This window comes from Beduini massiliensis (genome assembly GCF_000829905.1).
GTDB classification, from domain to species: domain Bacteria; phylum Bacillota_I; class Bacilli_A; order Erysipelotrichales; family Coprobacillaceae; genus Beduini; species Beduini massiliensis.
In genome coordinates this window covers 19,965-44,180 of record NZ_CDPP01000004.1, presented here as the reverse complement: position 1 = coordinate 44,180, position 24,216 = coordinate 19,965, and the positions used below count along the sequence as shown (strand labels likewise).

Annotated in this window: 24 protein-coding genes; 19 read left to right on the top strand and 5 right to left on the bottom strand. The window is 33.3% G+C overall.

Annotated features, from left to right (window positions below; genetic code table 11):
- Positions 1 to 1,122, top strand: coding sequence for a hypothetical protein (locus BN1225_RS03985; protein ID WP_041138540.1), 1,122 nt, complete (start codon positions 1 to 3; stop codon positions 1,120 to 1,122).
- Between the two features lie 11 nt (positions 1,123 to 1,133).
- On the opposite strand, the gene BN1225_RS03980 is transcribed toward BN1225_RS03985, so the two are convergent.
- Genes BN1225_RS03980 through BN1225_RS03965 form a run of 4 tightly spaced genes read right to left on the bottom strand, consistent with a single transcriptional unit; the run spans position 1,134 to position 3,992 of the window.
- On the bottom strand, positions 1,134 to 1,895 hold the full coding sequence (locus BN1225_RS03980) for a pseudouridine synthase (RefSeq protein ID WP_041138539.1): 762 nt from the start codon (positions 1,893 to 1,895) through the stop codon (positions 1,134 to 1,136).
- Positions 1,896 to 1,935: 40 nt separating this feature from the next.
- Entirely contained in the window at positions 1,936 to 2,430 is a 495-nt protein-coding gene (locus BN1225_RS03975) for a hypothetical protein (protein ID WP_041138538.1), read from the bottom strand.
- Positions 2,423 to 2,980: a hypothetical protein gene (locus BN1225_RS03970; RefSeq protein ID WP_041138537.1), complete on the bottom strand. Its 558-nt coding sequence runs from the start codon at positions 2,978 to 2,980 to the stop codon at positions 2,423 to 2,425. The genes BN1225_RS03975 and BN1225_RS03970 overlap by 8 nt, the downstream gene beginning before the upstream one ends.
- On the bottom strand, positions 2,973 to 3,992 hold the full coding sequence (locus tag BN1225_RS03965) for a D-alanyl-D-alanine carboxypeptidase family protein (protein WP_052466322.1): 1,020 nt from the start codon (positions 3,990 to 3,992) through the stop codon (positions 2,973 to 2,975). The genes BN1225_RS03970 and BN1225_RS03965 overlap by 8 nt, the downstream gene beginning before the upstream one ends.
- A gap of 130 nt (positions 3,993 to 4,122) precedes the next feature.
- Between BN1225_RS03965 and BN1225_RS03960 the strand changes: the two genes are divergently transcribed.
- The 7 genes from BN1225_RS03960 (at position 4,123) to BN1225_RS03930 (ending at position 15,170) form a co-directional block, all read left to right on the top strand.
- Positions 4,123 to 4,656, top strand: a complete 534-nt coding sequence (locus BN1225_RS03960; protein ID WP_041138536.1) for a hypothetical protein — start codon at positions 4,123 to 4,125, stop codon at positions 4,654 to 4,656.
- Between the two features lie 794 nt (positions 4,657 to 5,450).
- Positions 5,451 to 6,689: a radical SAM/SPASM domain-containing protein gene (locus tag BN1225_RS03955; RefSeq protein WP_041138535.1), complete on the top strand. Its 1,239-nt coding sequence runs from the start codon at positions 5,451 to 5,453 to the stop codon at positions 6,687 to 6,689.
- Positions 6,679 to 8,166, top strand: a complete 1,488-nt coding sequence (locus BN1225_RS03950; protein ID WP_041138534.1) for an ATP-binding cassette domain-containing protein — start codon at positions 6,679 to 6,681, stop codon at positions 8,164 to 8,166. The genes BN1225_RS03955 and BN1225_RS03950 overlap by 11 nt, the downstream gene beginning before the upstream one ends.
- Positions 8,167 to 8,168: 2 nt before the next feature.
- A complete protein-coding gene (locus BN1225_RS03945; protein WP_041138533.1) occupies positions 8,169 to 9,752 on the top strand; it encodes an ATP-binding cassette domain-containing protein in 1,584 nt (527 codons plus the stop codon).
- A gap of 165 nt (positions 9,753 to 9,917) precedes the next feature.
- Complete coding sequence (locus BN1225_RS03940) at positions 9,918 to 11,288, top strand: MATE family efflux transporter (RefSeq protein ID WP_041138532.1); 1,371 nt, start codon at positions 9,918 to 9,920, stop codon at positions 11,286 to 11,288.
- Positions 11,289 to 11,433: 145 nt separating this feature from the next.
- Positions 11,434 to 13,410 (top strand): ATP-binding cassette domain-containing protein, encoded by a 1,977-nt coding sequence (locus BN1225_RS03935; RefSeq protein ID WP_041138531.1) that lies wholly within the window; start codon positions 11,434 to 11,436, stop codon positions 13,408 to 13,410.
- Complete coding sequence (locus BN1225_RS03930) at positions 13,407 to 15,170, top strand: ATP-binding cassette domain-containing protein (RefSeq protein WP_041138530.1); 1,764 nt, start codon at positions 13,407 to 13,409, stop codon at positions 15,168 to 15,170. Before BN1225_RS03935 ends, BN1225_RS03930 begins: the two co-directional genes overlap by 4 nt.
- Positions 15,171 to 15,279: 109 nt before the next feature.
- On the opposite strand, the gene BN1225_RS03925 is transcribed toward BN1225_RS03930, so the two are convergent.
- Complete coding sequence (locus BN1225_RS03925) at positions 15,280 to 15,477, bottom strand: ferredoxin (RefSeq protein ID WP_041138529.1); 198 nt, start codon at positions 15,475 to 15,477, stop codon at positions 15,280 to 15,282.
- A gap of 122 nt (positions 15,478 to 15,599) precedes the next feature.
- Between BN1225_RS03925 and BN1225_RS03920 the strand changes: the two genes are divergently transcribed.
- The 11 genes from BN1225_RS03920 to nth all read left to right on the top strand — a co-directional run bounded on the left by BN1225_RS03920 (position 15,600) and on the right by nth (position 24,171).
- Positions 15,600 to 16,355 carry a hypothetical protein gene (locus BN1225_RS03920; protein ID WP_041138528.1) on the top strand — a complete coding sequence of 252 codons (756 nt, stop codon included), beginning with the start codon at positions 15,600 to 15,602 and terminating at the stop codon, positions 16,353 to 16,355.
- Positions 16,356 to 16,398: 43 nt separating this feature from the next.
- Entirely contained in the window at positions 16,399 to 17,082 is a 684-nt protein-coding gene (cmk, locus tag BN1225_RS03915; RefSeq protein WP_041138527.1) for a (d)CMP kinase, read from the top strand.
- A complete protein-coding gene (der, locus tag BN1225_RS03910) occupies positions 17,067 to 18,374 on the top strand; it encodes a ribosome biogenesis GTPase Der (RefSeq protein WP_041138526.1) in 1,308 nt (435 codons plus the stop codon). The genes cmk and der overlap by 16 nt, the downstream gene beginning before the upstream one ends.
- A gap of 1 nt (position 18,375) precedes the next feature.
- On the top strand, positions 18,376 to 19,377 hold the full coding sequence (locus BN1225_RS03905) for an NAD(P)H-dependent glycerol-3-phosphate dehydrogenase (RefSeq protein WP_041138525.1): 1,002 nt from the start codon (positions 18,376 to 18,378) through the stop codon (positions 19,375 to 19,377).
- A gap of 44 nt (positions 19,378 to 19,421) precedes the next feature.
- The gene (locus BN1225_RS03900; protein ID WP_041138524.1) at positions 19,422 to 19,664 is read left to right on the top strand and encodes a stage VI sporulation protein F; all 243 of its coding nucleotides are present in this window, start codon (positions 19,422 to 19,424) and stop codon (positions 19,662 to 19,664) included.
- Positions 19,665 to 19,766: 102 nt separating this feature from the next.
- Complete coding sequence (gene spoIVA / locus BN1225_RS03895) at positions 19,767 to 21,239, top strand: stage IV sporulation protein A (RefSeq protein ID WP_041138523.1); 1,473 nt, start codon at positions 19,767 to 19,769, stop codon at positions 21,237 to 21,239.
- Positions 21,240 to 21,328: 89 nt separating this feature from the next.
- Entirely contained in the window at positions 21,329 to 21,604 is a 276-nt protein-coding gene (locus BN1225_RS03890; protein WP_041138522.1) for an HU family DNA-binding protein, read from the top strand.
- 80 nt (positions 21,605 to 21,684) lie between these two features.
- The gene (locus BN1225_RS03885; RefSeq protein ID WP_041138521.1) at positions 21,685 to 22,371 is read left to right on the top strand and encodes a zinc metallopeptidase; all 687 of its coding nucleotides are present in this window, start codon (positions 21,685 to 21,687) and stop codon (positions 22,369 to 22,371) included.
- A gap of 69 nt (positions 22,372 to 22,440) precedes the next feature.
- Positions 22,441 to 22,908: a hypothetical protein gene (locus BN1225_RS03880; protein ID WP_041138520.1), complete on the top strand. Its 468-nt coding sequence runs from the start codon at positions 22,441 to 22,443 to the stop codon at positions 22,906 to 22,908.
- 5 nt (positions 22,909 to 22,913) lie between these two features.
- Complete coding sequence (locus BN1225_RS03875) at positions 22,914 to 23,516, top strand: DnaD domain-containing protein (RefSeq protein ID WP_041138519.1); 603 nt, start codon at positions 22,914 to 22,916, stop codon at positions 23,514 to 23,516.
- Positions 23,509 to 24,171, top strand: coding sequence for an endonuclease III (nth, locus tag BN1225_RS03870; RefSeq protein ID WP_041138518.1), 663 nt, complete (start codon positions 23,509 to 23,511; stop codon positions 24,169 to 24,171). Before BN1225_RS03875 ends, nth begins: the two co-directional genes overlap by 8 nt.
- Positions 24,172 to 24,216 lie beyond the last annotated feature (45 nt).

The following is a 24,216-nucleotide window of genomic DNA, read 5'->3' as shown; positions in this document are numbered from 1 at the left end:
ATGATTGTGCTCAATCGTTTTCGCCGTTTTGATACGGTAGGTTTATCACATTATTTAAGTGATGAAGCAAAATTAGGTCATCATATTCTTTACGTTTCACGACTGTTTTTAATCTTTAAAAATGAGTTGCCTAAGCATTATTATTATGTGGTCCTGCCAAGACCCATGAAATTGAAGGAGGATATCGTTGGAACACAACTGAGAACTTCTATTGATTACGTAATCTATGAAACAGAAACCGTACCAAATGCAGATAATGTAAAATTGGAAAAAGAACCCATGACATTGAACTGGTGGATGTTATTGTTTTTAATTATCATGCCGATTTTATCTTCAGGATTTTATCAGTTTAGTTTGGCAAACTGTGGTTATGTTTTAAGCAGAGTAGGCGTATTGATTTTATTCATCATGATGGGGGTCGTTCAATATTATTATGAACGTGAAAAAAAGAAAAAGAGATTGTTTAAAAAGGAGCCGAGAAGGACAAGCAAGGTAATTCCAATCTTGGATTATATTGGGTTTTTCATTTTGTTTCTAACTTTTTCTCTTTTGGTTTTCGGTTTTAGTTATCGAGTCATATTGTTCTTATTAGCGGCTTTCTTCTTTCTTTTTATTCCTATTCGTGAATATGTCTTTTGGTGTTTATTTGTTTCTCTTGCTTTGTGGGTAATGGTATTATTACCTTCAACTACTGTGGATTCAATACGAGTAGAAGATTATTTCCCGATTCAAATTACCAATGAAACTATTCAGCAAGGTCAAACTGGGTTTGTTCCTGAATATGTGGAGTATTCTGCCAGTCAAAAAGTAGGGGATACATGGAAATCGATTCGTTATACTTATTATCGTACAATCGGAGATTATGCCTTTAATCAATTAAAACACGATATGAGATATCACAGAGAGAATAGCAGAGAAATTGAGGTAGAAGGATTTGAGCGTGTACTAGTAAAAGAAAAAATAGATTATCAAAAAGTAGACGTAGAGGGACTAGAAGAAGTTTATCAAAAAGAAGCAGCAATCACGGAGTATTATTTTGAAAGTAATCATCAAATATTAATTATCACTCCAATGGATGATGGAGACCTTATTGGTTTTGCTAAAGCGAAAATGAAAATATAAAAAGAGAGGATTTATTTTCCTCTCTTTTGTCTGAAATTCTTGTTTTTCTCTTTTGCTTCTTCCGCTAATCGTCTTAAATCTTTGACTTCTTGTGGTTTTAAGATACGATATTCTCCGGGTTTCATTCCTTTAAGGTTGATTCCTCCGCAAGCAGCACGATGTAAACGAATCAGATCATGTCCGACTGCTTCAAACATACGACGAACCTGACGATTCTTACCTTCGACCAAACGAATTAACATACGTGTGTTTTTATGCTCCATGTTTTTAGCTGTAATCTTTATTTTACATGGCAGTGTTTTGGCACCATCTAAATAGATTCCTTTTTCTAATTGATGAAGTGTTTCACCCGTAACGATGCCACGTACAGTGATATCATATACTTTTTCTAAATGACTGCTCGGATGCATGATTAAATTTGCAAAATCCCCATCATTTGTCATAAATAATAATCCGGTAGAATCATAATCTAAACGTCCTACAGGATATACACGTTCTTCAATATCATTAAATAAATCAACGACACATGGACGTCCTAATTCATCACTTGCTGAACTGATCATTCCTTTTGGTTTGTATAAAACATAATAAACTTTATTTTCAAATTCGATGGTTTTTCCGTCAATTTGGATCACATCGCCTTTTTTCACTTTTGTACCCATTTCTGTGACGGTTTCACCATTAACTGTCACTTTTCCTTTTGCGATAAGTTCTTCTGCTTTTCTTCTTGAAGAATATCCGCTTTTGGCAATGACTTTTTGTAATCTTTCCATTTTTATCACCCAAATGCATTATACAGGAAAACGGATAAGATTAAAAGAAAATTATTGTCATGATAAAAGCAAACAAGATCGCTAAGGCATCTAAGAACAATCCTAGACCTACTGCTTTGCTGTCATTTTTGATCCCCAGTGAGCCTAGATATAAACTGGCAACATAAAGTGTAGTATCTGTAGAAGACTGAATAAAGGTGGCTACCATACTAAAGAAATGGTTTAATCCATACTGCTGGTAAATCTGATCCAACAGTAATAAAGAACCACTGGAAGAAAAGGGTCTTAAAAACATCATAGATAATAATTCGCTCGACATATGTTTAAAGATTGGAATTTGACAAATGGTTTGTACAAGTCCGGTTTTGATCATCATATTAATAAAAAACATTAAGGCTAACAATGCAGTGAATAGTGGAATAAAAAGTGTAAATCCTTCTTTCGCTCCTTCAACAAATAGGTCAAAGCAATTTGCTTTTTTATAAGTCCCATAGATCACAATAAAAGCAATAAAAATAAGAATAATTTTATTCACGATATTTATAGTTAATAATCAGTAAACCAACCGATAAGGCAAGTAGACTGATCATAATCGTATAAGGAATAAAGTCGGCACTATGGGTAGTATCGTAGGTTTGTCTTAAGGCAACTACGGTTGAAGGAAAGAAAGATAATCCGGTAGTATTGAGAATAAAGAGGGTCATCATCGCTTTTGACAGCCGATCCGGAGTTGCCTCTTTAAGCAGCCGCATGGCTTTTAGTCCACTGATGGTCGCTACACTTCCCAACCCAAAAAGATTGCTTAATAGATGAACACTGATATATCCCATGGTTTCTTGGTTAACCCCTTTAAATAAATGTTTTAAGATAGGCTGAATCAAATGGGATACTTTATCCAATAATCCACAGCCGTTTGCCATATTTAAGATTCCATTGAAAAAGCAGGCGTTCAAAGTCAGTTTGAGTGCCATGTTCAAAGCATCGTTTGGTACCTCGAAAAGTAAGGCAAACAAAGTATTTTCCTGATGGGTCAATAAACCGTAACATATACAGATAACAATGCAGACTGACCAAATCTTATTCATAGATTAAACGCTTGAAAACTTCATAAATCTTATCGAGCAATGGTGAGCGTAAATATTCATAAGAGTAAGAACCGACTAATTTGGAATTGGCATACAGATCAATCTTATTTTGCTGAATAGTGTAAGAGACTTTCACTTCCTCATCTTTTTTAGCGGGAAACGTTAATTGTTCATCTAAGGTGAATTTATAATGATCAATAATATGGGTTCCTTTATTAAAAAGTAGGATTTGATCGAAACAATTAAAATATGTTTCAAAAAGATTTTCCTGGAAACCAAAATCATCTCCGCAGTTAAATGTTACACAGACGAGTGTAATACCATCTTTTTGAGCGGCATTAACTAATGTACGTTTTGCTTTTTTTGTATAACCGGTTTTTCCGCCTAAACAGTATTCATAATTTGCCAGCAGTTTATTCTTGTTAGTCCAACTGCCATTGCGATCTAAACGACGATATGTCTGGGTTCCTACAATTTTTGCGAAGATAGGATTATTGATGCAATAGGACATTAACAGTGCCATATCATAGACACTGGATATGTTTCCGTCGTCCTCTTCATCCAAACCACTAGGATTATTGAAATGGGTATTATCCATTCCGATTTCTCTCGCCTTTTGATTCATCATTTCTACAAATTGCTCTACACTTTGACCAACATGATCAGCAATTGCTAAGGCAGCATCATTTCCTGAACGAAGCAATAATGCATACAATAAATCCTGCATGGTGATAGTATCGCCAATATGTATATAGACGGCACTACCGTATGCTTTGGAAATGGATTCGTTTAGGACAATTTCTTGAGATAATTCACAGTTTTCAATGGCTACGATTGCAGTCATAATCTTGGAAATGCTTGCGACACTTTGGGTCTGATGAATTTCTTTGCCTTCTAGTACTTGCAAGGTATCTGCATTCATCACAATATAATTCTTTGCATAATACTCTGTGGCGTTGACAGGAGCAATGCAACAACAAAAAATAAGACAGAAACTTAAGAGTCTTTTCATTTTATCACCCTTACACTATATGATTTAATCTTTTATTTCATACCACGAACCTCTGTTGTCTTTATTGCTTCCTATCTTTCTTTTGTTTTTTCATATATAATTATTATATAGAGAATAGGGGGAAAAGAGGATGAAACGAGTGAAACTGTGTATGGTTTTATTGTTGATACTGTCTTGTATCGGTTGTAGTACAAAGGGTAATGACCAGATTGAATTTTTGATTAAAGGAACGATGAAAGGCGAAGATTACATTCTGGAAAAAGAAGAACTTTATGCTAAGGTGGTATTTTATGCACAACATGCTGATTTTGAAGAATTAAGTTTAATGATTGAAAATGAAAATGATCAAACCCTTGTTTTAAAAAAGACATTGCCTAAAGAAAAGGTGCTTGATGAAGCAATATGTGAGGTAAAGATAGAAAATATGGATGGAAGATCTTATCTTTCTGTAGGCATAAATGGTGAATATGAGAAAACAGATATAGGGGAAAAATGGGATAATATCTTTGCAGAAAGCTATCACGTGTCAAAAGAGGAAAATGCTAGCCTAGATCTTATGCAATTTTTAGAGTATAGTGGTTGTGTTGCAGAGACTGTGAATTTATTTTCGATTAAAAAACTACCATTAGATAAGGGATTTATTGTAAAACTGGCAGTATCTTAGTTAAATAATTAAAAGCATATCATAACGATATGTTTTCTTTTTATATTAGAAATATCTAGAGTAATTTTATATTATTTATACACTTTTTGATAAAAACTTAGATAGTATTACTTTGAAAAGATGGATATAATGTGTTATTTGATGCAATTATTTATTATTTCCCTATAATAGATGCTTGTTTGTATATAAAGAAATATTAGATTTAGTGTGTTTTTCTCTTTCGGTTGCATTGTAACCGATTTCTATTTATTTTTTTAGGAACTATGATAAACTTAATATAAATTAAGAAACCAAATGAAAGCGATAAATAAACTAGAAACTTTATTTAATATTTTGACAAAGGAGTAGAATATAATTTAGAATTCTGGTTATCTAAATAATAGAACGTATATGTAAGAGAATTTGATTGTGATAAACAAATCAGGTTCTCTTACATAAATTGTAATAAATTTATTTTTTAAACATTAAAATGCCATTATATAATTCATGTCTAAAACTTTAATAACATATATCTATTTATTATCATAAGTTATTAAGTTTTAAATATAAAAAGTGAGGAGGGTGTTATATGACAGTATATTCAACAGGTATTAAAGATTTGCTTAGAATCTGTGATGCTAGTGGTGGATGCAACTTTAGTTGCGGTGTGTATCGTGTTTAATTTGTCTGTATATCGTACATAAAATTAATTTAATATTTAAGACAATCACCATTTATAATAAATTCATTTATATGAGTTGAAATAAATGGTGATTTTGCAAAAAGATTGTTAAAATAAAAATGGAGGTTCAAATATGGAAGGCTCAAGATATAATTTAATAAAACAGGTAGAAGATGGGATAATTATTTATAATACTTTAAGCGGTGCAGTTATTAAGTTAGATAAAGAAAATGAAGGTTTATATTTAGATAAAAAATTTGAACAAATTAAGTATTTAAAAGAATTGCGCGATTTTAGAATTATTGTGGATAATTTAGAAGATGAAGAGAAAGAGATTATTCAGTTGAAAAATGACTTTAAAAATAATAATGGTATTTTAGCAATTACCATTTTAACTACTACATTATGTAATTTGCGTTGTGTATATTGTTTTGAAAGTATTAGACATATAACTATGGATGAGAAAGTTATCAATCAAACAATAAAATTCTTACGTGAATATCTTATTAGCAACAATTATCGCGGCTTAAGTATTACTTGGTTTGGTGGAGAACCATTATTCTATAAGAACATCATTAAAGAGGTTTATGCAAAAATTGTCGAATTAGTAGATTCTTTAGATATAGAACTTTTTAATGGAATTATTACTAATGGAACATTATTAGATGAAGATACATTTAGTATGATTAAAAATATGAGAAATTTAAATTTTGTACAGGTGACAATTGATGGTTGTAAAGAAACACATGATGCTAGACGTCCATTAATTGGTCAAAGTAGTTTTGATTTAATTATTAGTAATGTATCGAAATATATTGATTATCTGCCATTCCAATTGAGAGTTAATATAGATCAAACAAATTTAAATGATATTGAAAATCTAATAGAATATTTATCGAAAATACCTGGTTTTAAAGAAAAGAGTTGTATTCATTTTGCAAAAGTAGTTGGGGATAATAGCGTTTGCTATACTAACAGAGAATTTGCCTATAAATATAGTGAATGTTGTCAATTTTTGAAAAAGTATGGATTTATTAACTCTGTTAAGAATTTAGTTCCACAAGTGGTAGCGGTTCAATGCCCCTCTTTAACAAAACACCATCTGTTGTTGGATGCAAATGGAGATATATATAATTGTTGGCAGGTAGTTGGAGAAGTAAAATATCGAATAGGGACAGTCTTTAATGGCTTTACACCACCCGAATGTGAGTTGGTAGAAACAGAACAGGAAGAATGTTTGCATTGTAAAGTTTACCCAATATGTCATACGGGATGCCCATTACATTATGATGAATTGCTAGAAAATAATTGTAAATATATCCCAGAATTATTGATTAAGGACATTGAGGAATACATAGTAAGTGAAAAATGATTTGTTAATAATATTTTTAAAAAAAGAATGGTGGAAAATATTAATATATTGGACTAGCATATTTTGTGGAGGCATTATTCCGCTGCTTTTAAGCATAGAGATAACAGAATTAATTAATATTATTTTAGCTAACAAAAGTGTGGATAAGATGATTATATTCGTTTTAATCGGTATTTTTATGTATGCATTATCTGTTTATTTCAGTCAGATATACTCAGTAAATTTAGTGGCATCTTTTAAAACAAAATTAATAAATCAGAAATTTAATACTATTATGAAAGCCTATAAGAACGTTTTAAATACGGATATCAATAATTCTGAGCTTTCACAAAAAATTATTAATGAAGCTCAAAATATGGCAGATTTCTATATTAATGCTACTATCAGAAGTTTACGTGCAATAGTATTGCTGTTGATTTTATGCTTTCTACTTTTTCAAGAAAATATAAAACTTACTTTGATATTATGTATAGTTGTTTCAATTGCTTTAGTTGTATTGCTGAGGCTGAATAATCAGGTTTTCATTAGACAACAAAAGGTGATAGAACTGAGTGCTAATTATTTTAGGAATAGTGAATCATGGATTAGAAATCTTGAACAGATAAAGCTTTTTTCTCTTTTTAAACATGTTTACAATGATATTCTTGACAATGGAAAAGAATTGATTAAAGCGGTTATCCATTCCTTTGATATAGAATTATCGGAGATGTTTATTGTTAGTGCTTTGAGATACTTATTTATTGCCTTGTTTATTTTGTACTCTTCTACATTATCTGAACTAAATTTAGGAAAAGTATTCTTAATTATTTCTTTGCTTACTCAATTTTTTGGGTATGCTGATGAATTGAAACAGTTTGTAATTACTTTTCAAAAATTCAAAGTCTCAAAATATGTGTTGAATTCTATAGAATCGCTGGAAACAGATGAAGAAAATCAAAACAAATTAATCTTTTCACATATTACACGTATCAATATTTCAAATCTAGTTGGTGATAAGCAAAAAAGTCGCCCTCTCAATTTAGAAATGGTATCAAATAATATTTATTGTGTAACAGGAGATAATGGAGTTGGAAAATCAACTTTTTTCAATATGTTGCTAGGAATAGAAAAAAATTATACAGGAATAATTAAAATAAATAATGAGTGTATTGAAAATATTAATTTAGAGGCAATGTACAATAAGAGTATTATTTATATGGATCAAAATAGTGAACTTATAGAATATATTGATATTCAGGAGGGGAAAGTAACTCAATCAAGAGGAGAAAAACAGAATTATTTACTCACTCATCAACTCCGATCAACGCTTCAAAATAGTCTTATTCTTTTAGATGAACCAACAGCCTCTTTAGATGTTCAAGCAAAAGAGAGGTTTGTTACGATGATTGATAAATTAAGAAGCCATAATATTATTGTTATTATTAGTCATGATAGCTATATATTAAGACAATCTTATATAGAAGTGAGGTTGGATTAACTATGCTGAAGATATTCATAAATATTATTAAAAAAAAGAAGACAATCGTTTTTCTTTATCTTATTCTGCTTATTTTATTAAATGTTTGTATTATTGTATATCCTTTATATTTAAATAAGGTTTTATCCCATATTCAAGAGTTATCATTAACAGAAATAGGAGAGTTTATTGCATTGTCATTAGCTATTCCTATCCTTTCTCTTTTGAAAGATCGTGCACTTAATTACACGGATAATGTTTTATCTATTTATATGAGTAATGATTTAATTCAGAGAATATTAAAAAAAGATGTTTTACAGATTAAAAATTTCAGTCCTAATTATATTACTCGAGCAGTTAATAATTTTTCTGGTTTAGTGTGTAATTTTTATTTATATAACATTGTTGATTCCTTTATAAGTATAATTGCAGTTATAGTGATGTTTGTAATATTAGGGAAAGAAAATATTTATCTGGCTTTATTTATCGTAATTATCAATTTGTTACGTTTGATAATCGTCATAAATTATAATTCGAAGCTTGAACGTGCAAATAAAGAGAAAATAAAGATGGAAAATATTTATTATGATTGTTTTAATAGTTATATACTAAAGTTAAAGTCAATTATTCTCAGAAATAAAAAGGATTCTGCAAATCAACAACTGAGTCTACATGCAGAAGAATATTTATCACATGCAAAGAGATATAGCTTTCCTATAAGCGTTATTTCTACCATTAATAATGCAGGTATCTGGATCATTCATTTTCTTACCGTTTTATTTTCTTTAATACTTTCTAAAATGACAGTAATAACTTTTTATACAATTCAATTGGCTTTTTCATATTCACAACAAATGGGTAACAGTTTTCAAAATATTGTCACAATATTTCCTAGCTATGCAAATATAAAAGCGTTTTATAAAGTTGTGGAAGAATTTTTGAAATTAGAAGATTTAAAATCGGATGGAGATATAAAGCCATTTAAAACAGTAGAATTAAAAAATGTTTCTTTCAGATATAGAAAAGATGTCCCTATCATTCAATGTATGAATTACAAATTTCATTCAGGAAACCTATATATAATTAGTGGGGAAAATGGGAAGGGAAAATCAACATTGTTGAAACTATTGACTGGAATTTATTCGAATTATCAAGGACAAATATTGTTAGATGACACTCCAATTAATAACTATAATATTTGTTACTATCAAAGATATTTGGTAAGCTTTTTAACACAGGAAGATTTGTTGTTTGAAGGTACAGTAGCAAGTAATATGCTAGAAAAAAATAGAGAAAAACTAGCAGCCATGTGTAATTATTTAAAAATTAATGATCCGAATAAGATAGTAAATGTGGATGGTAATAATTTATCCGGTGGTGAAAAGAGGAAAATTTTACTTGCAAGGGTTTTATTAGATATTCAAAACAAAGATCCTTCTTTAATTATTTTTGATGAGCCAACTTATGCTTTAGAAAAAGATTTAGCAGAAAAAGTATTAACTATGATTAAAACTTTATCTGCTTCTAAAATAGTCATTATGATATCTCATGATGAAATCAATCATACTCAACTGCTAGGGAAGTGTGAAATTGTTAATATTAAATAGTGGATACTAATTCGATGAAATGGGAGGTTATTTTGTAAGATTAAGAGGATGACTAATTAAAGTCCTCTTAACTTTTTTATTTAAACAATTATTCAATGAAAAGAAGATTGTTTCCCTCTATAAAAAGTGCTAAGATATAGACACTGTTAGGGGAGGGGGAAGTTTATGAAACAAAAAGAAACAGGGTTAAATGGGATTACAGAGGGGATTATCTGGAAACAATTGCTTTTCTTTTTCTTTCCAATTTTAGTAGGAACTTTTTTTCAACAATTGTATAATACGATTGATGCTATTATCGTAGGGCAATATGTGGGAAAAGAAGCTTTGGCAGCAGTTGGATCAACGGGAAGCTTAATCAATTTGCTGGTCGGTTTTTTTGTAGGGTTATCTTCGGGAGCAACCGTTATTATTGCTCAATTCTTTGGGGCAAGAGATGATGAAAGTGTCTCTAAAGCAGTGCATACTTCAATTGCTTTATCCATTGTGGGCGGAGCGATTATTATGGTGATTGGAATTATCTTTGCACCTAGTTGTTTAAAGGCGATGGGGGTGCCTAGTGACATCATGCATTTTGCGGTAGACTATACACGTATTTATTTTATTGGAATGATCGCTTCTTTAATCTATAACATGGGTTCAGGAATTTTGCGTGCAATAGGGGATTCAAAACGTCCACTGTACTTTTTAATTATCAGTTGTTTTGTCAACATTGTCTTGGATGCTTTATTTGTCATTATATTTAAAATGAACGTTATTGGGGTCGGGATTGCAACGGTTATTTCACAAATTGTCAGCGCTTTATTAACGATGGTGGTATTAATGAGAACCAACCAGTCTTATAAATTATATTTACGAAAGATCCGTTTTTACCGCGATATATTAAATCATATTATAACGATCGGATTACCGGCAGGATTACAGTCCGTGATGTATTCGGTTTCAAATATTATTATTCAATCCAATATTAATGCTTTTGGTACAGATACGATTGCTGCTTGGGCTGCGTATGGGAAAATCGATTCTTTATTCTGGATGGCAATGGGTGCCTTTGGCGTATCGATTACTACGTTTGTGGGACAGAACTTCGGGGCAAAGAAATTTGATCGAGTTAAAAAAAGTGTGGTTGTGTGTTTGAAAATGGCAATGGGCGTATCCATCGCTTTAAGTGTTATTCTCTTCTTTTTTGGCGGGACATTCAGTCAGTTGTTTACTAATGATGCTGCGGTTATTGAAAAAAGCAGTGAAATTATTCGTTTTTTAACCCCATTTTACTTCACATATGTTTGTGTTGAGATACTCTCCGGTGCAATTAGGGGAACCGGTGAATCATTAAAACCAATGATCTTAACATGTTTAGGAATCTGTGTATTACGTGTGGCTTGGATTCTTGTGATTGTTCCGTTATATCCGACTTTTACAATGGTCACAGTCAGTTATCCGGTGACCTGGGCAGCGACATCAATCTTGTTTATCATCTATTATGTGCGAGGAAGCTGGCTTAAAAAACATATTGAAAAAGAGAAAGAAGCAGTATAGACCATGTCAATGACATGGTTTTTATTTTAGATAAAGTTAAGGTAAAACAGGATTGTGTAAACTATTTTTATATGGTAGTCTAAAATTAAGAAGAAGGATATTTTATGGGGAAATATAGTATTAAATATAGAACGGGAGGGATAAAATGCAGTTAGAATGTAGAGAAGTTGTGAAAAAATATTCAGATACAGTCATTCTGGATCATATTAGTTATCGATTTAAACCTGCAAAGATGACAATGATACAGGGAAAGAGCGGGAGTGGGAAATCCACTTTATTAAATGTGTTGTCAAATCATTTAGAAGTAGATAGCGGAAAAGTGGTGTATGATTATTCTTTATTGCGTTTCGTATTTCAAAATCATTATTTAATTAATGAGTTAAACATAAAAGAGAATATATTGAGTGGGATAGAAAATACTGATCAAACCTTTGACGAAACTTATTTTAATTATTTAGTGGAAACACTCAATATTAGGCATTGTTTAAAGAAACGTATAAAGGAATGTTCACAAGGAGAATGTCAAAGGGTAAATATTGCTAGGGCATTGATTGCTAAACCGGATCTTATATTAATGGATGAGCCTACTGGCAATTTAGATGAGTACAATACACAGGAAGTTATGAAGATGATTAAACACTTGCAGAATGAACTTTCTTTAACGATTCTTTGTGTATCTCATGATCAGTCATTAGAAAAATACATGGATGAAGTGCTTTATTTGGAAAATGGAAAATTAGAGATAAAAAAATCAGTAAATGAAAATCCTGAATCGAATATGAAAGAAAAGATAGAATCAAAGACATCTAAAATCAAGATTATAGAGTATGTTAGTCTATTTATTCTTCACCATAAATGGATTGTTCTTCTGCAATGTCTTTGTATCGCATTTTGCTCGATTACGATTTTTTTATCCGCTAATATTGGAAGCAATTTAAAAAGTTATTATTATGAAGTCGCTTCTAAGCAGCCTGATCATCTGCAGATAGAAATCACCAGTAAAACCGGAACTCGTATTTTGAGTAGTGAAATCAACGAGATTCGCCAAATGGAGCATGTATCCGATATGACCCCACAATATTTCTTATATGGATGGCAAAGAAATGAAGAACATAAGCTCATCATGCAGTCAGAGACTAATAAACTAGAAGAGAATGAGCAGTTACCATTAGATGCGTTTATTTCAAGGACATCAGCTAAAGTTGTCAGTGGGGATTTTCCAACAGCCATGTTTGACATGATGTTGGATAGTACCTCAGCTGATGTACTGAATATTAAGGTAAATGATACTGTCCGGGTAGTTGTTCCTTATGTGGAATATTATCAAATGAAAGAATATCAGGACTTCTCTTTAGTTTATCCATTCTTTTCTATGATGTCGCCGATTTTAAATGAAGTGAATTTAGAGTTTAAGGTGACAGGTATCTTTGAGAGTCAGGAAAATATTTATCGAGGGATGATTTTTGATGAAGAGTTAAATGATTACTTTCTTAATTTAGTAAGTCAAATTGAAGTTCCTGATGGAATGATTCCGGCTGATTCTGCGGAGATGATGACAATTCATGTAGATAAATTGGAAAATGTTGTCTCAGTTTATGAATTACTTGCATCACAATATGATCATGAGTATCAAAATACAGTAGTTACCATTATGAAAGGGTTTGAAGATCTGAATAATATAGAAGATATTTACAGAATAATTTCAACTTTAGCGGCGGTTGTCATGATTGTAGTCATTGCGGTAGTACTCAAGATGCTCCTTGATAAAAAAGATCGAATGATGAATATTCTAAGTTTATTTAATTTTTCCAATAAAGCGCTGCGTTGGTTTTATTTCTTTGAAAGCTTATTTATCCTAATTGTTAGTTTAATGCTGCAATTAGTGATTTTAAATTTCTTTGTTCCATTTTTTAATAAGTTCCTGTTTAAAGTGAATCCAATTGTTTTTCAATTACAAATTGCATTAGATAATGAACTGCAGCTATTACACATGAGTATGAGTCAGATCGGCACTGCTTTTTTGATTGTAGTGATTGCGATAAGTGTTTCTCAATACTGGCATTACAAAAAATATTTGAAAATGAATGCAGTGATGACATTAAAGGAGGATGATGATTTATGATAAAGATACAAAATTATAATAAATTGTTGAATCATCAGCCCCTCTTTCATATAGAAGATTTTGAAGTAAAGAAAAATGATTTTGTGATAATAACGGGAGTGAGTGGCTGCGGAAAAACAACCCTGCTGGATTTGGTGTATCATTTACCGGAGTTAAGGTCATATCATAAAGAATTTGTACTACAAAACAATATGTTGTTGGATGAGTTGACATTAAAAGAGAATATTGATTTTTTTATCAATGGGGATGATGAAAAAACTTCTCATTACATAGAATTATTGGATTTAAAGCAGGTTTTAGATTTACCTGCCTATCAGTTGTCTGAGGGGCAAAAACAACGTGCTACTTTTTTGAGAGCTTTACTGATGCAGCCTGAAATTTTATTTTTAGATGAAATTACGAGCAAGCAAAATATTGAGATGATCCGGGTGATGATGGAGTTATTAAAAGAAGCACAACGTACGATCACGATTATCATGGTGACACATGATTTATCTTTATTAAAGTACGCCAATAAACACTATGCATTTATTAACGGAGAATTGGAGCTCATTAAATCGGAAAAAGCCCCTTTACAGACGATTCCACTGGAATATTGTGGAGTACAGCCAATAGGGAAATTAGTTATAAAAAATATAAAAGCTCATTTCAAAGAAAATATCTTGATCATGTTGTGTCTGACCTTGTTATGTGTGACCTTTATGCTGTCATTTAATGCCGGTAAAAGTTTAAAGAGTGAAATCTCAGCTTGGTATCAGAAACAATATTCCTATTATAGTTTGAGCGTTGCTTTTACGGATGGAACAAAAGGTGTAGATGAAGCTGTTTCGATTTGTAATCAGTTAGGAGCTGAGGACTATGTACTTAATATGAAACTGCTAGAACAGCCGCAGACTATTATAGTTGATCAGATTCCCATCCAAATAGAGACGGTAGAGATAGATAATACATTAGCAGACAATACAGTCAAACTTCCCAATGTTTCAGAAGGGAAAAAAGATATCCAGTTATCTGTTTTTTCGGGAAGTAAAGAATTTCTATATTATCGCTGGGCAGGATCAACAAAGCTTTATGATCCTCAATACAGACAGATAGAAATATCGGTTGATATTTTAAACACTGATCAAAATACAATGGTTCTTTCGAGTGAAATGTTTGTTTCTTTGTTTAAACAAGCGAATGATCCTTCTTTGGATTTATCGAATCTTTTGGTAAATTCATTTGTATTACGATTTGATGATGAATCCTCTTTTAAAGAAGTAAAGGAAAGATTATCCACAGCCGAGTACTATCTATATGATTACAGTAATGAACTTAAAACGATCAATAAACAAGTGACAGATCAGTTTAATCCATTTTTATATGTATCTTATTTTATTGTTGCGATTATGGGTATGATTACAGTCATCTTGTTTATTTCAAAACACAATAAGATGAAAAGGTCGATACGTATTTTAGATTATCTGCATTACTCATTTACACGCAAAAATATCGTATATACGACCGAGAATGTATGGATTGGCATCGGCGCGATTATTCTTTCGCTTATGTCTTCTGTCTTGATTATGGGAGGACTTAATCGGATCATTGATTTATCTCAATATGTTTCTTTAGGAGCCGGATTCAAAGCTTTGGATAGCTTCATTCAAACCATTCCTTTGTATAGAATTAATATAGGACATATCGGTATATTCGCAGTTGTATTTATTTTATTTTTAATAATAGTATCCAGTGCCATTCAGCGAATGAAATCGATTTAATAATAAAAGCCGCTATAAAGATATTTCTATCTATGTAACGGCTTGATTTCTATTATTCAATTTTATTTAATAAAAAAACCATTGAGCAATCAATGGTTTTGAATATTAATTATTCTACTTCGATAGCAGATACAGGGCAAGCTTCAGCAGCTTCTCTAACTGAACCTTCTAAATCAGCAGGGATTTCAGTGTCATTTCCTAAAATGTTTTCTGCCAATCCGTCTCCGTTTAAATCGAATACTTCAGGACATACTGCTGTACATGCACCGCAACCGATACAAGTTTCATTTACTTTAGTTTTTGCCATTATAATAAACCTCCTTCATATATAATTCATTATAAACTAGATCAAATGAAAATTAAAGTTTTTTTTATAATATTATCATTTAATAATTAAAGTATGCTATAATGGAAACGGTGGTGAATGACATGGAAAAAAGTTCAAGAGTAAATAAATATCGCAGTTTAAGAGAGTCTTTAAAAGAGGATGCAACCTTACCTAAACAAGACATTCAAGAACGAAGCGATGAAATAGATGATACTAAAATTCCAACATTAAGAGAATATCGTATGAAACAATTCATTCAGGAAGTGAAAGATTACGAAGGTGATCAGGAAAATGAATTGGACGGAGTAAAATCCGAGTTAGAAAGTAAAGAAATTGAAGAAGCAATCGGCAGAGTCAGAATGACTTCCGGCAAAGGGGAGCAATATAATACACGCTTAGATATTTTGAATCATATTCAATCTGGAGCAATTAAAAAGGTGGATAAGACACCGATCGTAGTGCCTCCTGCTGAAGAAGAAGCTGCGGAAGAAGTGGTGTTAGAACCAATCAAAGAAGCGGTTGAAGAAAAAGTGGAAAATCCGATTGCGGTTGAGCCTGCTTTTGAAGAACCGGTGAAACATTTTAAAATTTTCTTTGAAGATGAAGAAGACGAGGAAGAGGATGTAAAAGAAGCAGAACCTGTTTTTGAAGAAGAGGAAAAAGAAGAAAAACGTTCTTTGTTTAAACATCATAAAGTGTTTGAAGAAGATGAGACTGATGAAATAGAAGATGAAGAAGAACTAGAAGACGAAGAAGGATCAAGTGTGACCATGAAGGTGTTGACCGGGATGATTGTGGTATTAAGTATCTGTCTAGTGGCTTTGTTAGGGTATATTATTAAACTGTTTTTATTTTAACTAAGGGCTAACCTTAGTTTTCATTTGTAGGAGGTAATAAAGAATGAAAAAGATATCCATAGCGATCGATGGACCATCGGCGGCAGGAAAAAGTACCATTGCGAAACAATTGGCTAAAATATTGGGGTATACTTATATAGATACAGGAGCAATGTATCGCTGTGTTGCTTATTATATGATTCAAAAAGATATCGATTTGAATGATGAAGTGAGCATCGAGCGTTATTTGAATGAAGTTGGAATTGAATTGCTGCCAGATAATACAGTTCTCTTGAATCAACAAGTGGTCACAGATAAAATTCGCAGTGACGAAGTTTCTAAAGGCGCTTCTAAAGTTGGCGCTTATGGGGCAGTCCGTCATCATTTAGTGGCACTGCAAAGAAAAATGGCAGAAAATGGCGGAGTGATCTTAGATGGACGTGATATCGGCAGTGTTGTATTGCCAAATGCTCAGCTGAAAATTTATCAAGTTGCCAGCGTGGAAACAAGAGCGATGCGTCGTTATAAAGAAAACCTCGAAAGAGGAATTGAAAGTGATTTGGAAAAGATTAAAGCGGATATCGAACAGCGTGATTATGATGATTCGCACCGTGCGATTTCCCCTTTAGTAAAGGCGAAGGATGCTGTGGAGATTGATACTTCAGAAATGACGATTGATGAAGTCGTCGAAACAGTAATAAAATTAGTTAATGAACGATTGGAGGAAAATACATGTCAAGAGCAGTAGTAGCGATTGTAGGAAGTCCGAATGTAGGAAAATCAACTTTGTTTAACCGTATTGTTGGAGAACGTATTTCGATCGTTGAAGATACACCGGGAGTAACACGTGATCGAATTTATGCGAACGGAACATGGCTGACACGTTCATTCCGTCTGATTGATACAGGTGGAATTGAAGTTGCCGGACAGGATTTTGGTGAACAAATTAAAATGCAGGCTGAAATCGCAATTGAAGAAGCAGATGTCATTGTGTTTGTCGCTAATGGACGTGAAGGCATGAATGATGATGATTTATATGTAGCAAGAATGCTTCAGCGTTCAAAGAAACCTGTTATTCTTGCAATCAATAAGATAGATGATCAGGCGTTTATGAATAATATTTATGAATTTTATGCTTTAGGTGTAGGAGATCCAATCGCAATCAGCAGTAGTCATGGAATTGGAATCGGGGATTTACTTGATAAGATTATCGAATTGCTGCCAGAAGAAGTAGACGATCATGTAGAGGGAGAAATCCGTTTTTCATTGATAGGACGTCCAAATGTTGGAAAGTCAAGTTTAACCAATGCGATACTTGGAGAAGAACGTGTTATTGTTTCGGATATAGCCGGGACCACTCGTGATGCCATTGATACTCTTTTTGAAAAAGATGGTCAGAAATATCGTGTTGTCGATACAGCCGGAATGCGTAAAAAAGGGAAAATCTATGAAAATATTGAGAAGTATTCTATATTAAGAGCGTTAAGCGCAATTGAAAAAAGTGATGTTATTTTGGTTTTAATTGATGGAGAAACAGGGGTCATCGAACAGGATCGCCATGTTGCCGGATATGCTCATGAAGCTGGTAAAGGGGTCGTATTAGTTGTTAATAAATGGGATCTTGTTACAAAAGATGAGAAAACCATGCAGAAGATGGAAAAGAAACTGCGTGAAGAATTCAAGTATTTGGATTATGCACCGATTATTTTCTTATCTGCTAAGACACATCAGCGTGTGCAAAACATTTTCTCGTTGATTCAGATGGTGTATGAAAATAATCGTAAACGTGTGCAGACAAGCGTTTTCAATGATGTTTTGATCGATGCTCAGGCAATGAATCCAACTACCTCCTTCAATGGCGGACGGTTAAAGATTTATTATGGTAATCAAGTCAGCATTTGCCCGCCGACGTTTATCTTGTTTGTCAATGATCCAGAATATCTGCATTTTAGTTATAAGCGTTATTTAGAAAACAGAATTCGAGATAGTTTTGGTTTTGAAGGAACCCCTATCCATATCATCGCAAGAAAGAGGGATTAAGATGAGTAAGATCGCAATATTAGGAACCGGAAGTTGGGCAACCGCTTTGGCTCAGGTTTTAGTGGATAATAAACATGAGGTTTTACTATATGGGATCGATCCGCATGAAATTGATGATATCAATCTTCATCATCGAAATGATAAATATTTTGCCGTCGATTTGGATGAAAAAATTAAAGCAACGAAAGATTTGAAAGCCTGTCTGCAAGATGCACAATATGTTTTAATCACCATACCGACACAGTTTGTTCGTTCTGTTTTAGAAGAAGTAAAAGCAGTTTTGGATCATAAAGTAATCATTGTCAACGCGTCAAAAGGATTTGATAATACGAATAATATGCGAATGAGTGAAACAATTCGCAGTGTAATGGGAGAAGACCAGCGACATGAAGTGGTTTCATTGATTGGACCTAGTCATGCCGAAGAAGTTATCCTTCGCATGTTAACGGTGATTTGCTCTGTTTCATTGGATTTAGAAATTGCTGCAAAGGTTCAGCATCTGTTCTCGAATGAATATTTTCGCGTTTATCGCTTAGATGATGAGGTGGGTGCAGAATATGCGGTTGCTTTGAAAAATGTTATTGCAGTGGCTTCCGGCTGTGCGGCTGGATTAGGCTATGGAGATAATACTCGTGCGGCTTTAATCACTCGTGGATTAGCGGAAATGGTGCGTTATGGGATGGCAAAAGGCGGTAAATTCGAAACTTATTTGGGATTGACTGGAATAGGGGACCTTGTTGTGACATGTTCATCGGTTCATTCCCGTAACTTTCAGGCTGGTTATGAAATCGGAAAGACACAGGATGTAAAAGGATTTATGGAACATAACACAAAAACAGTGGAAGGTATCCGAACTTGCAAGGTTGTTCATGATGACCTTGTTCATTATCCGCAGATTCAAATGCCGATCATTGATGCCGCTTATGCAGTACTGTATGAAGGGGCGAATCCTAAAGATGTCATTCGTTCATTAATGTTAAGAGATTTAAAGCAAGAATTGTAACAAAAATTTTACCCCCACATAGATTAGAGTGGGGGTATTCTAATATGAAAAATAATCAGGATCAGTTTTTAAACAAAGTGGCAAGTAAAACAAATGTAAATAAAGATGATATTTTAAATTTAGCAAATGCTTTTCAAACAAAAGATCTTTCTTCGGAAAGTAATCTTCGTGAATTGATTCAGCAGGTATCACGATTATCCGGACGTGATGTTTCCAAATCAAAAGAAGATCAGATTATTAACATGGTAAAAAATGATAAAATTCCAAAAGATTTTATGAACAACTAACCAGTCTTTGTATAAGAGACTGGTTTTTATCTGTTTATTAGCGTAGATTGGTTCTAAATTCTATTGAATTTCATATATTTTTGTGAAATGGAGGAATTAAAAATGGACCAGATGATAATGGATATTGGTAAAAGAACAAAAGGAGATATTTATTTAGGTGTAGTCGGTCCGGTAAGGACTGGGAAATCGACCTTTATAAAACGCTTCATGGAACTGGCGGTTATTCCTTTTATCAATGACGAAGACGAACGTCGTCGTGCTATTGATGAATTGCCACAGTCGGGACAAGGAAAAATGATTATGACCGTGGAACCAAAATTTGTTCCTAATGTAGCGGCTAAGATTAAAGCCGATGATGAATTTTTTGTGAATGTGCGATTGGTAGACTGCGTTGGATATGTCATTGATCAGGCAAAAGGGTATCGTGATGAAAATGGGATTCGTTTAATTAAAACACCATGGTTTATGGAAGCTATTCCATTTGATGAAGCGGCTAAGATCGGAACACAAAAAGTCATTCAAGATCACTCTACAATTGGAATAGTCGTGACAACAGACGGAAGTATTACCGATATTGATCGTGACTGCTATGTTGAAAGTGAAGAACAGGTCATCGAGGAATTAACAGCCATCGGAAAACCGTTTATTATTGTTGTGAATACAACGGACCCTTATAGCTTTAATTGTGAAAGCTGCGTGAGTCATTTAAAAGAAAAATATGATGTCCCTATCTTACCGATGAGCATTGCGGATATGACAGGGGACGATATTCAAAATATCTTGAAACAATCACTCTATGAATTTCCTGTTACAGAAGTAAAGATCAATGTGCCTAAATGGGTCGCTGTATTGGATAAAAGCCATTGGTTAAAACAAGATATTGACAATAGTTTGGTAGAATCATTAAGTGAGATTCATAAATTAAGAGATGTTAAAAATGTAATTAGTAAGCTTTCTTCTTTCAATTCGATCGAAGAATCAAAGATCGTCGATATTAATACATCAACCGGCAGCGCTTGTGTGGATATCCGCATTAAGAGCGGGTTATATAATGATATTCTAAAGGAAATTCTTGGTTCTGATATGATTGATAAAGCGGAGTTTATTAAATTGCTGCAGCAGTTGGTGATGGCGAAAAACGAGTATGATCATATTTCCAGTGCTTTGAGCATGGTACAGCATACTGGTTATGGCTTTGCTTTGCCGGATCTGTTGGACATCGAACTTTCTGAACCCATTGTGGTTAAACAAGGACCTCGCTATGGAATTAAAATGATCTCTAAAGCCAGCACTATTCATATGGTGAAGGTAGAAGTTGAGAATGCTTTTGAACCGATTATCGGATCAAAACAGCAGGCGGAAATGTTTATTGATTACTTGATGAAAGAACACAGTACGAATCCGCAAGCCATCTATGACTGTGAAGTGTTTGGCCGAAAACTAGGGGATGTCATCAGTGAAAGTATGAAAATGAAGCTGGGAACGATCCCGGAAGCAACTTGTCAGCGCATTCATGATATTCTGTCTAAAATCGTGAATAAAGGAAAAACGAACGTCATTGCGATCGTCCTTTAGTTGATGCGTTTTTTGACGAATTTTATTGAACTAAAGCATGAAAAATGGTATTATAAACACGTTCAATATTCACGTATGGAGGTTTTGAAATGAATAAGAAAGAACTTGTGGAAGCTGTATCTGTTAAAAAAGAATTAACAAAAAAAGAAGCAGAAGATTTAGTAGATACAGTGTTTGATACAATTACAGATAGTTTACTAGAGGGGAATAAAGTATTGATTTCTGGATTTGGTACTTTTAAAGTAAATCATCGCAAAGAAAGAAAAGGTGTCAGTCCAAAAACAAAAGAAATCATGACAATTCCAGCTTCAAAAACTTTAACATTTAAACCTAGTAACCGTTTGAAAGATTCAATGAACAGCTAAGATGCATTCGATGCATCTTTTTTATTATTTGCAATATATTGTTCATAATAGTAGTGTATAATAGACTCGAGGTGAGAGGTATGAATTATTATATGTTTGGTTATTTACTATTATTTATTGGGGCCATTTTAACGATGGGAGCACAGATGAAGGTGCAGAGCGCTTATGGTAAATATAGTAAAATTCCTTCAAGCAGCGGACTGACGGGTTATGAAACAGCTCGGCGTATCTTAGATCAAAATGGGTTGCAGGATGTTGAAATCAACGTTGTCAATGGGAAACTAAGTGATCATTATAATCCTAAAAATAAAACTGTGAATTTATCTCGTGATGTGTATAATGGGCATAGTATTGCATCTATTGCGGTAGCTGCGCACGAATGCGGGCATGCCATTCAGCATCAAGTGGGATATCGTTCATTGGTTTATCGTAATGCTTTAGTGCCTTTATTCAATGTGTCACAGTGGGCAGGATATATCGTTTTATTTATTGGTTTTGCTATGGGTGAATTAAACATCGCATTATTGGGAATCGTTTTGATCAGCGCCATTTTATTGTTTCAGCTGTTAACATTACCGGTTGAATTCAATGCATCAAGCAGAGCGTTGGAAATTTTAGATACGGGAATGATTCCGGCAAGTGAGGTTGGCGGAGCAAGTCAAATGTTGTCTGCTGCCGCAATGACTTATGTAGCAGCCGTAGCCGCTTCATTGTTATCCATCTTGCGTTTGCTTTTATTGGTATTAGGAAGTTCAAGAAGAGATTAATCCTTTAGATATAAAGGATTTTTCTTTGCACCTAAAATACATTGGTGTATAATAAAAGTCGGAGGGATTATGAAAAAAGGAAAATTTTATGTGTTACTCATCACGTTATCCGTGATTTTAATTTTTATCAGCGGGTTCATTTATTTTTTTCATGAACCCTATAACAGAGCAGAAAATAAAGTATTGAACGCTAAAAAAGAAGCGATGGCAATCAACAAAATTGACTCTTTTAGTGAATTTTCTCAGTATAACAGTCAGGATATTTATTATATTGGACAGGACGAAGAAAATGTTTATGTTTTTAACAGCGATTATCAAATGGTAAAAAAAGAGGAGCTGCAGACACTTCAATTAGATTTAGTGAAAGAACGCTTGACTTCAGATTATAATGTCACGGATTTCAGTACCTTGGAATTAGGTTATGAAAATAAAATGATTAGTTATTTATGTCGTCAGAATTTAGGGAATGTTACCCAGTATATCTACTTAAATGCACAAGACGGCAGTGAAATAAAATTTTATGAATTAGGGAAGTAATGAAGATGGATGTATTTTTAAAGGAACATAATTTAATTGATTTAAAGGGACTGGCAATTCTTAAATATAAGGCATTGGGTTTAAATGAGAACGAAATTCTGATCCTGCTTTTAATTATGACATTACAAGCTTCCGGTCAAAAAGGGATTAATTATGAGATGTTAACTCACTATGTGCATTTAGATGACAAAGTGATTGACAGTGTGTTAGTCGGGCTAGTCAATAAAAAGATGATTAATCTGATCGGGACCTCAATCTCATTAGATGCTTTTTATAAGCGATTAGTGTTTGATGCTCCTGTGGAACAAGCGGAGAGATCAAAAGGAATCAATCTGGTGGAAGCTTTTGAAAATGAATTTGCCAAAGCTTTAACACCAATGGAATTGGAAACAATCAAGAGCTGGAAACAAAGTGGCTACAGTGATCAATTCATTTTAGATGCTTTGAAAGAAGCGGCCTTAAGCAATGTCCATTCATTTCGCTATATCGAAAAGATTTTGATTAACTGGTCGCAAAATGGTGTGCGCCGTTCTGGTGCGGAACCGATTGAACCCAGCGGTAATGAAGAGGAATTAGTAGAGTATAGGTGGTGGGAAGAAGATGATTAAACATAAATTAGATTTAATATTGAACACATTGGATGAGATGTTTCCGGATGCCTATTGTGAATTGGTTCATCACAATGAGTTTGAGTTACTGGTAGCGGTCATGTTATCCGCTCAGACAACCGATCAAAGTGTGAACAAGCTGACAAAAACGTTATTTGAAAAATATAAAGGTCCAAAAGATTTTGCTGAAGCCCCCTTAGCACAGATTGAAAAAGATATTAAAACAATCGGGCTGTATCGCAATAAAGCAAAGTCATTACATAATATGTCCATTCAGCTGCTAGAACAATTCAACGGGGAAGTTCCTCATACAATCGAAGAACTTACAACTCTGCCCGGAGTAGGGAAAAAGACGGCGAATGTAGTCGTATCCGTAGCTTTTGGGCAGCCAGCATTTGCGGTCGATACACATGTGGAAAGAATCTCGAAGCGATTAGGCTTTGCTAAATGGGATGATTCAGTGCTAACAGTAGAAAAGAAGCTGATGAAAGCTATCCCGAAAGAGCGCTGGATTAAGGGGCATCATCAATTTATCTTCTTTGGTCGTTATTTTTGTAAAGCGACCAATCCCACTTGTTATGAATGTCCTTTGTATGATATTTGCAAAGAACCTAAACGTAAAGCTATAAAAACTAAACATATGAATGAAAATTAGCGTTTCTTGATGAAACGTTTTTTTATGAGATCAATGTTGTTAAAT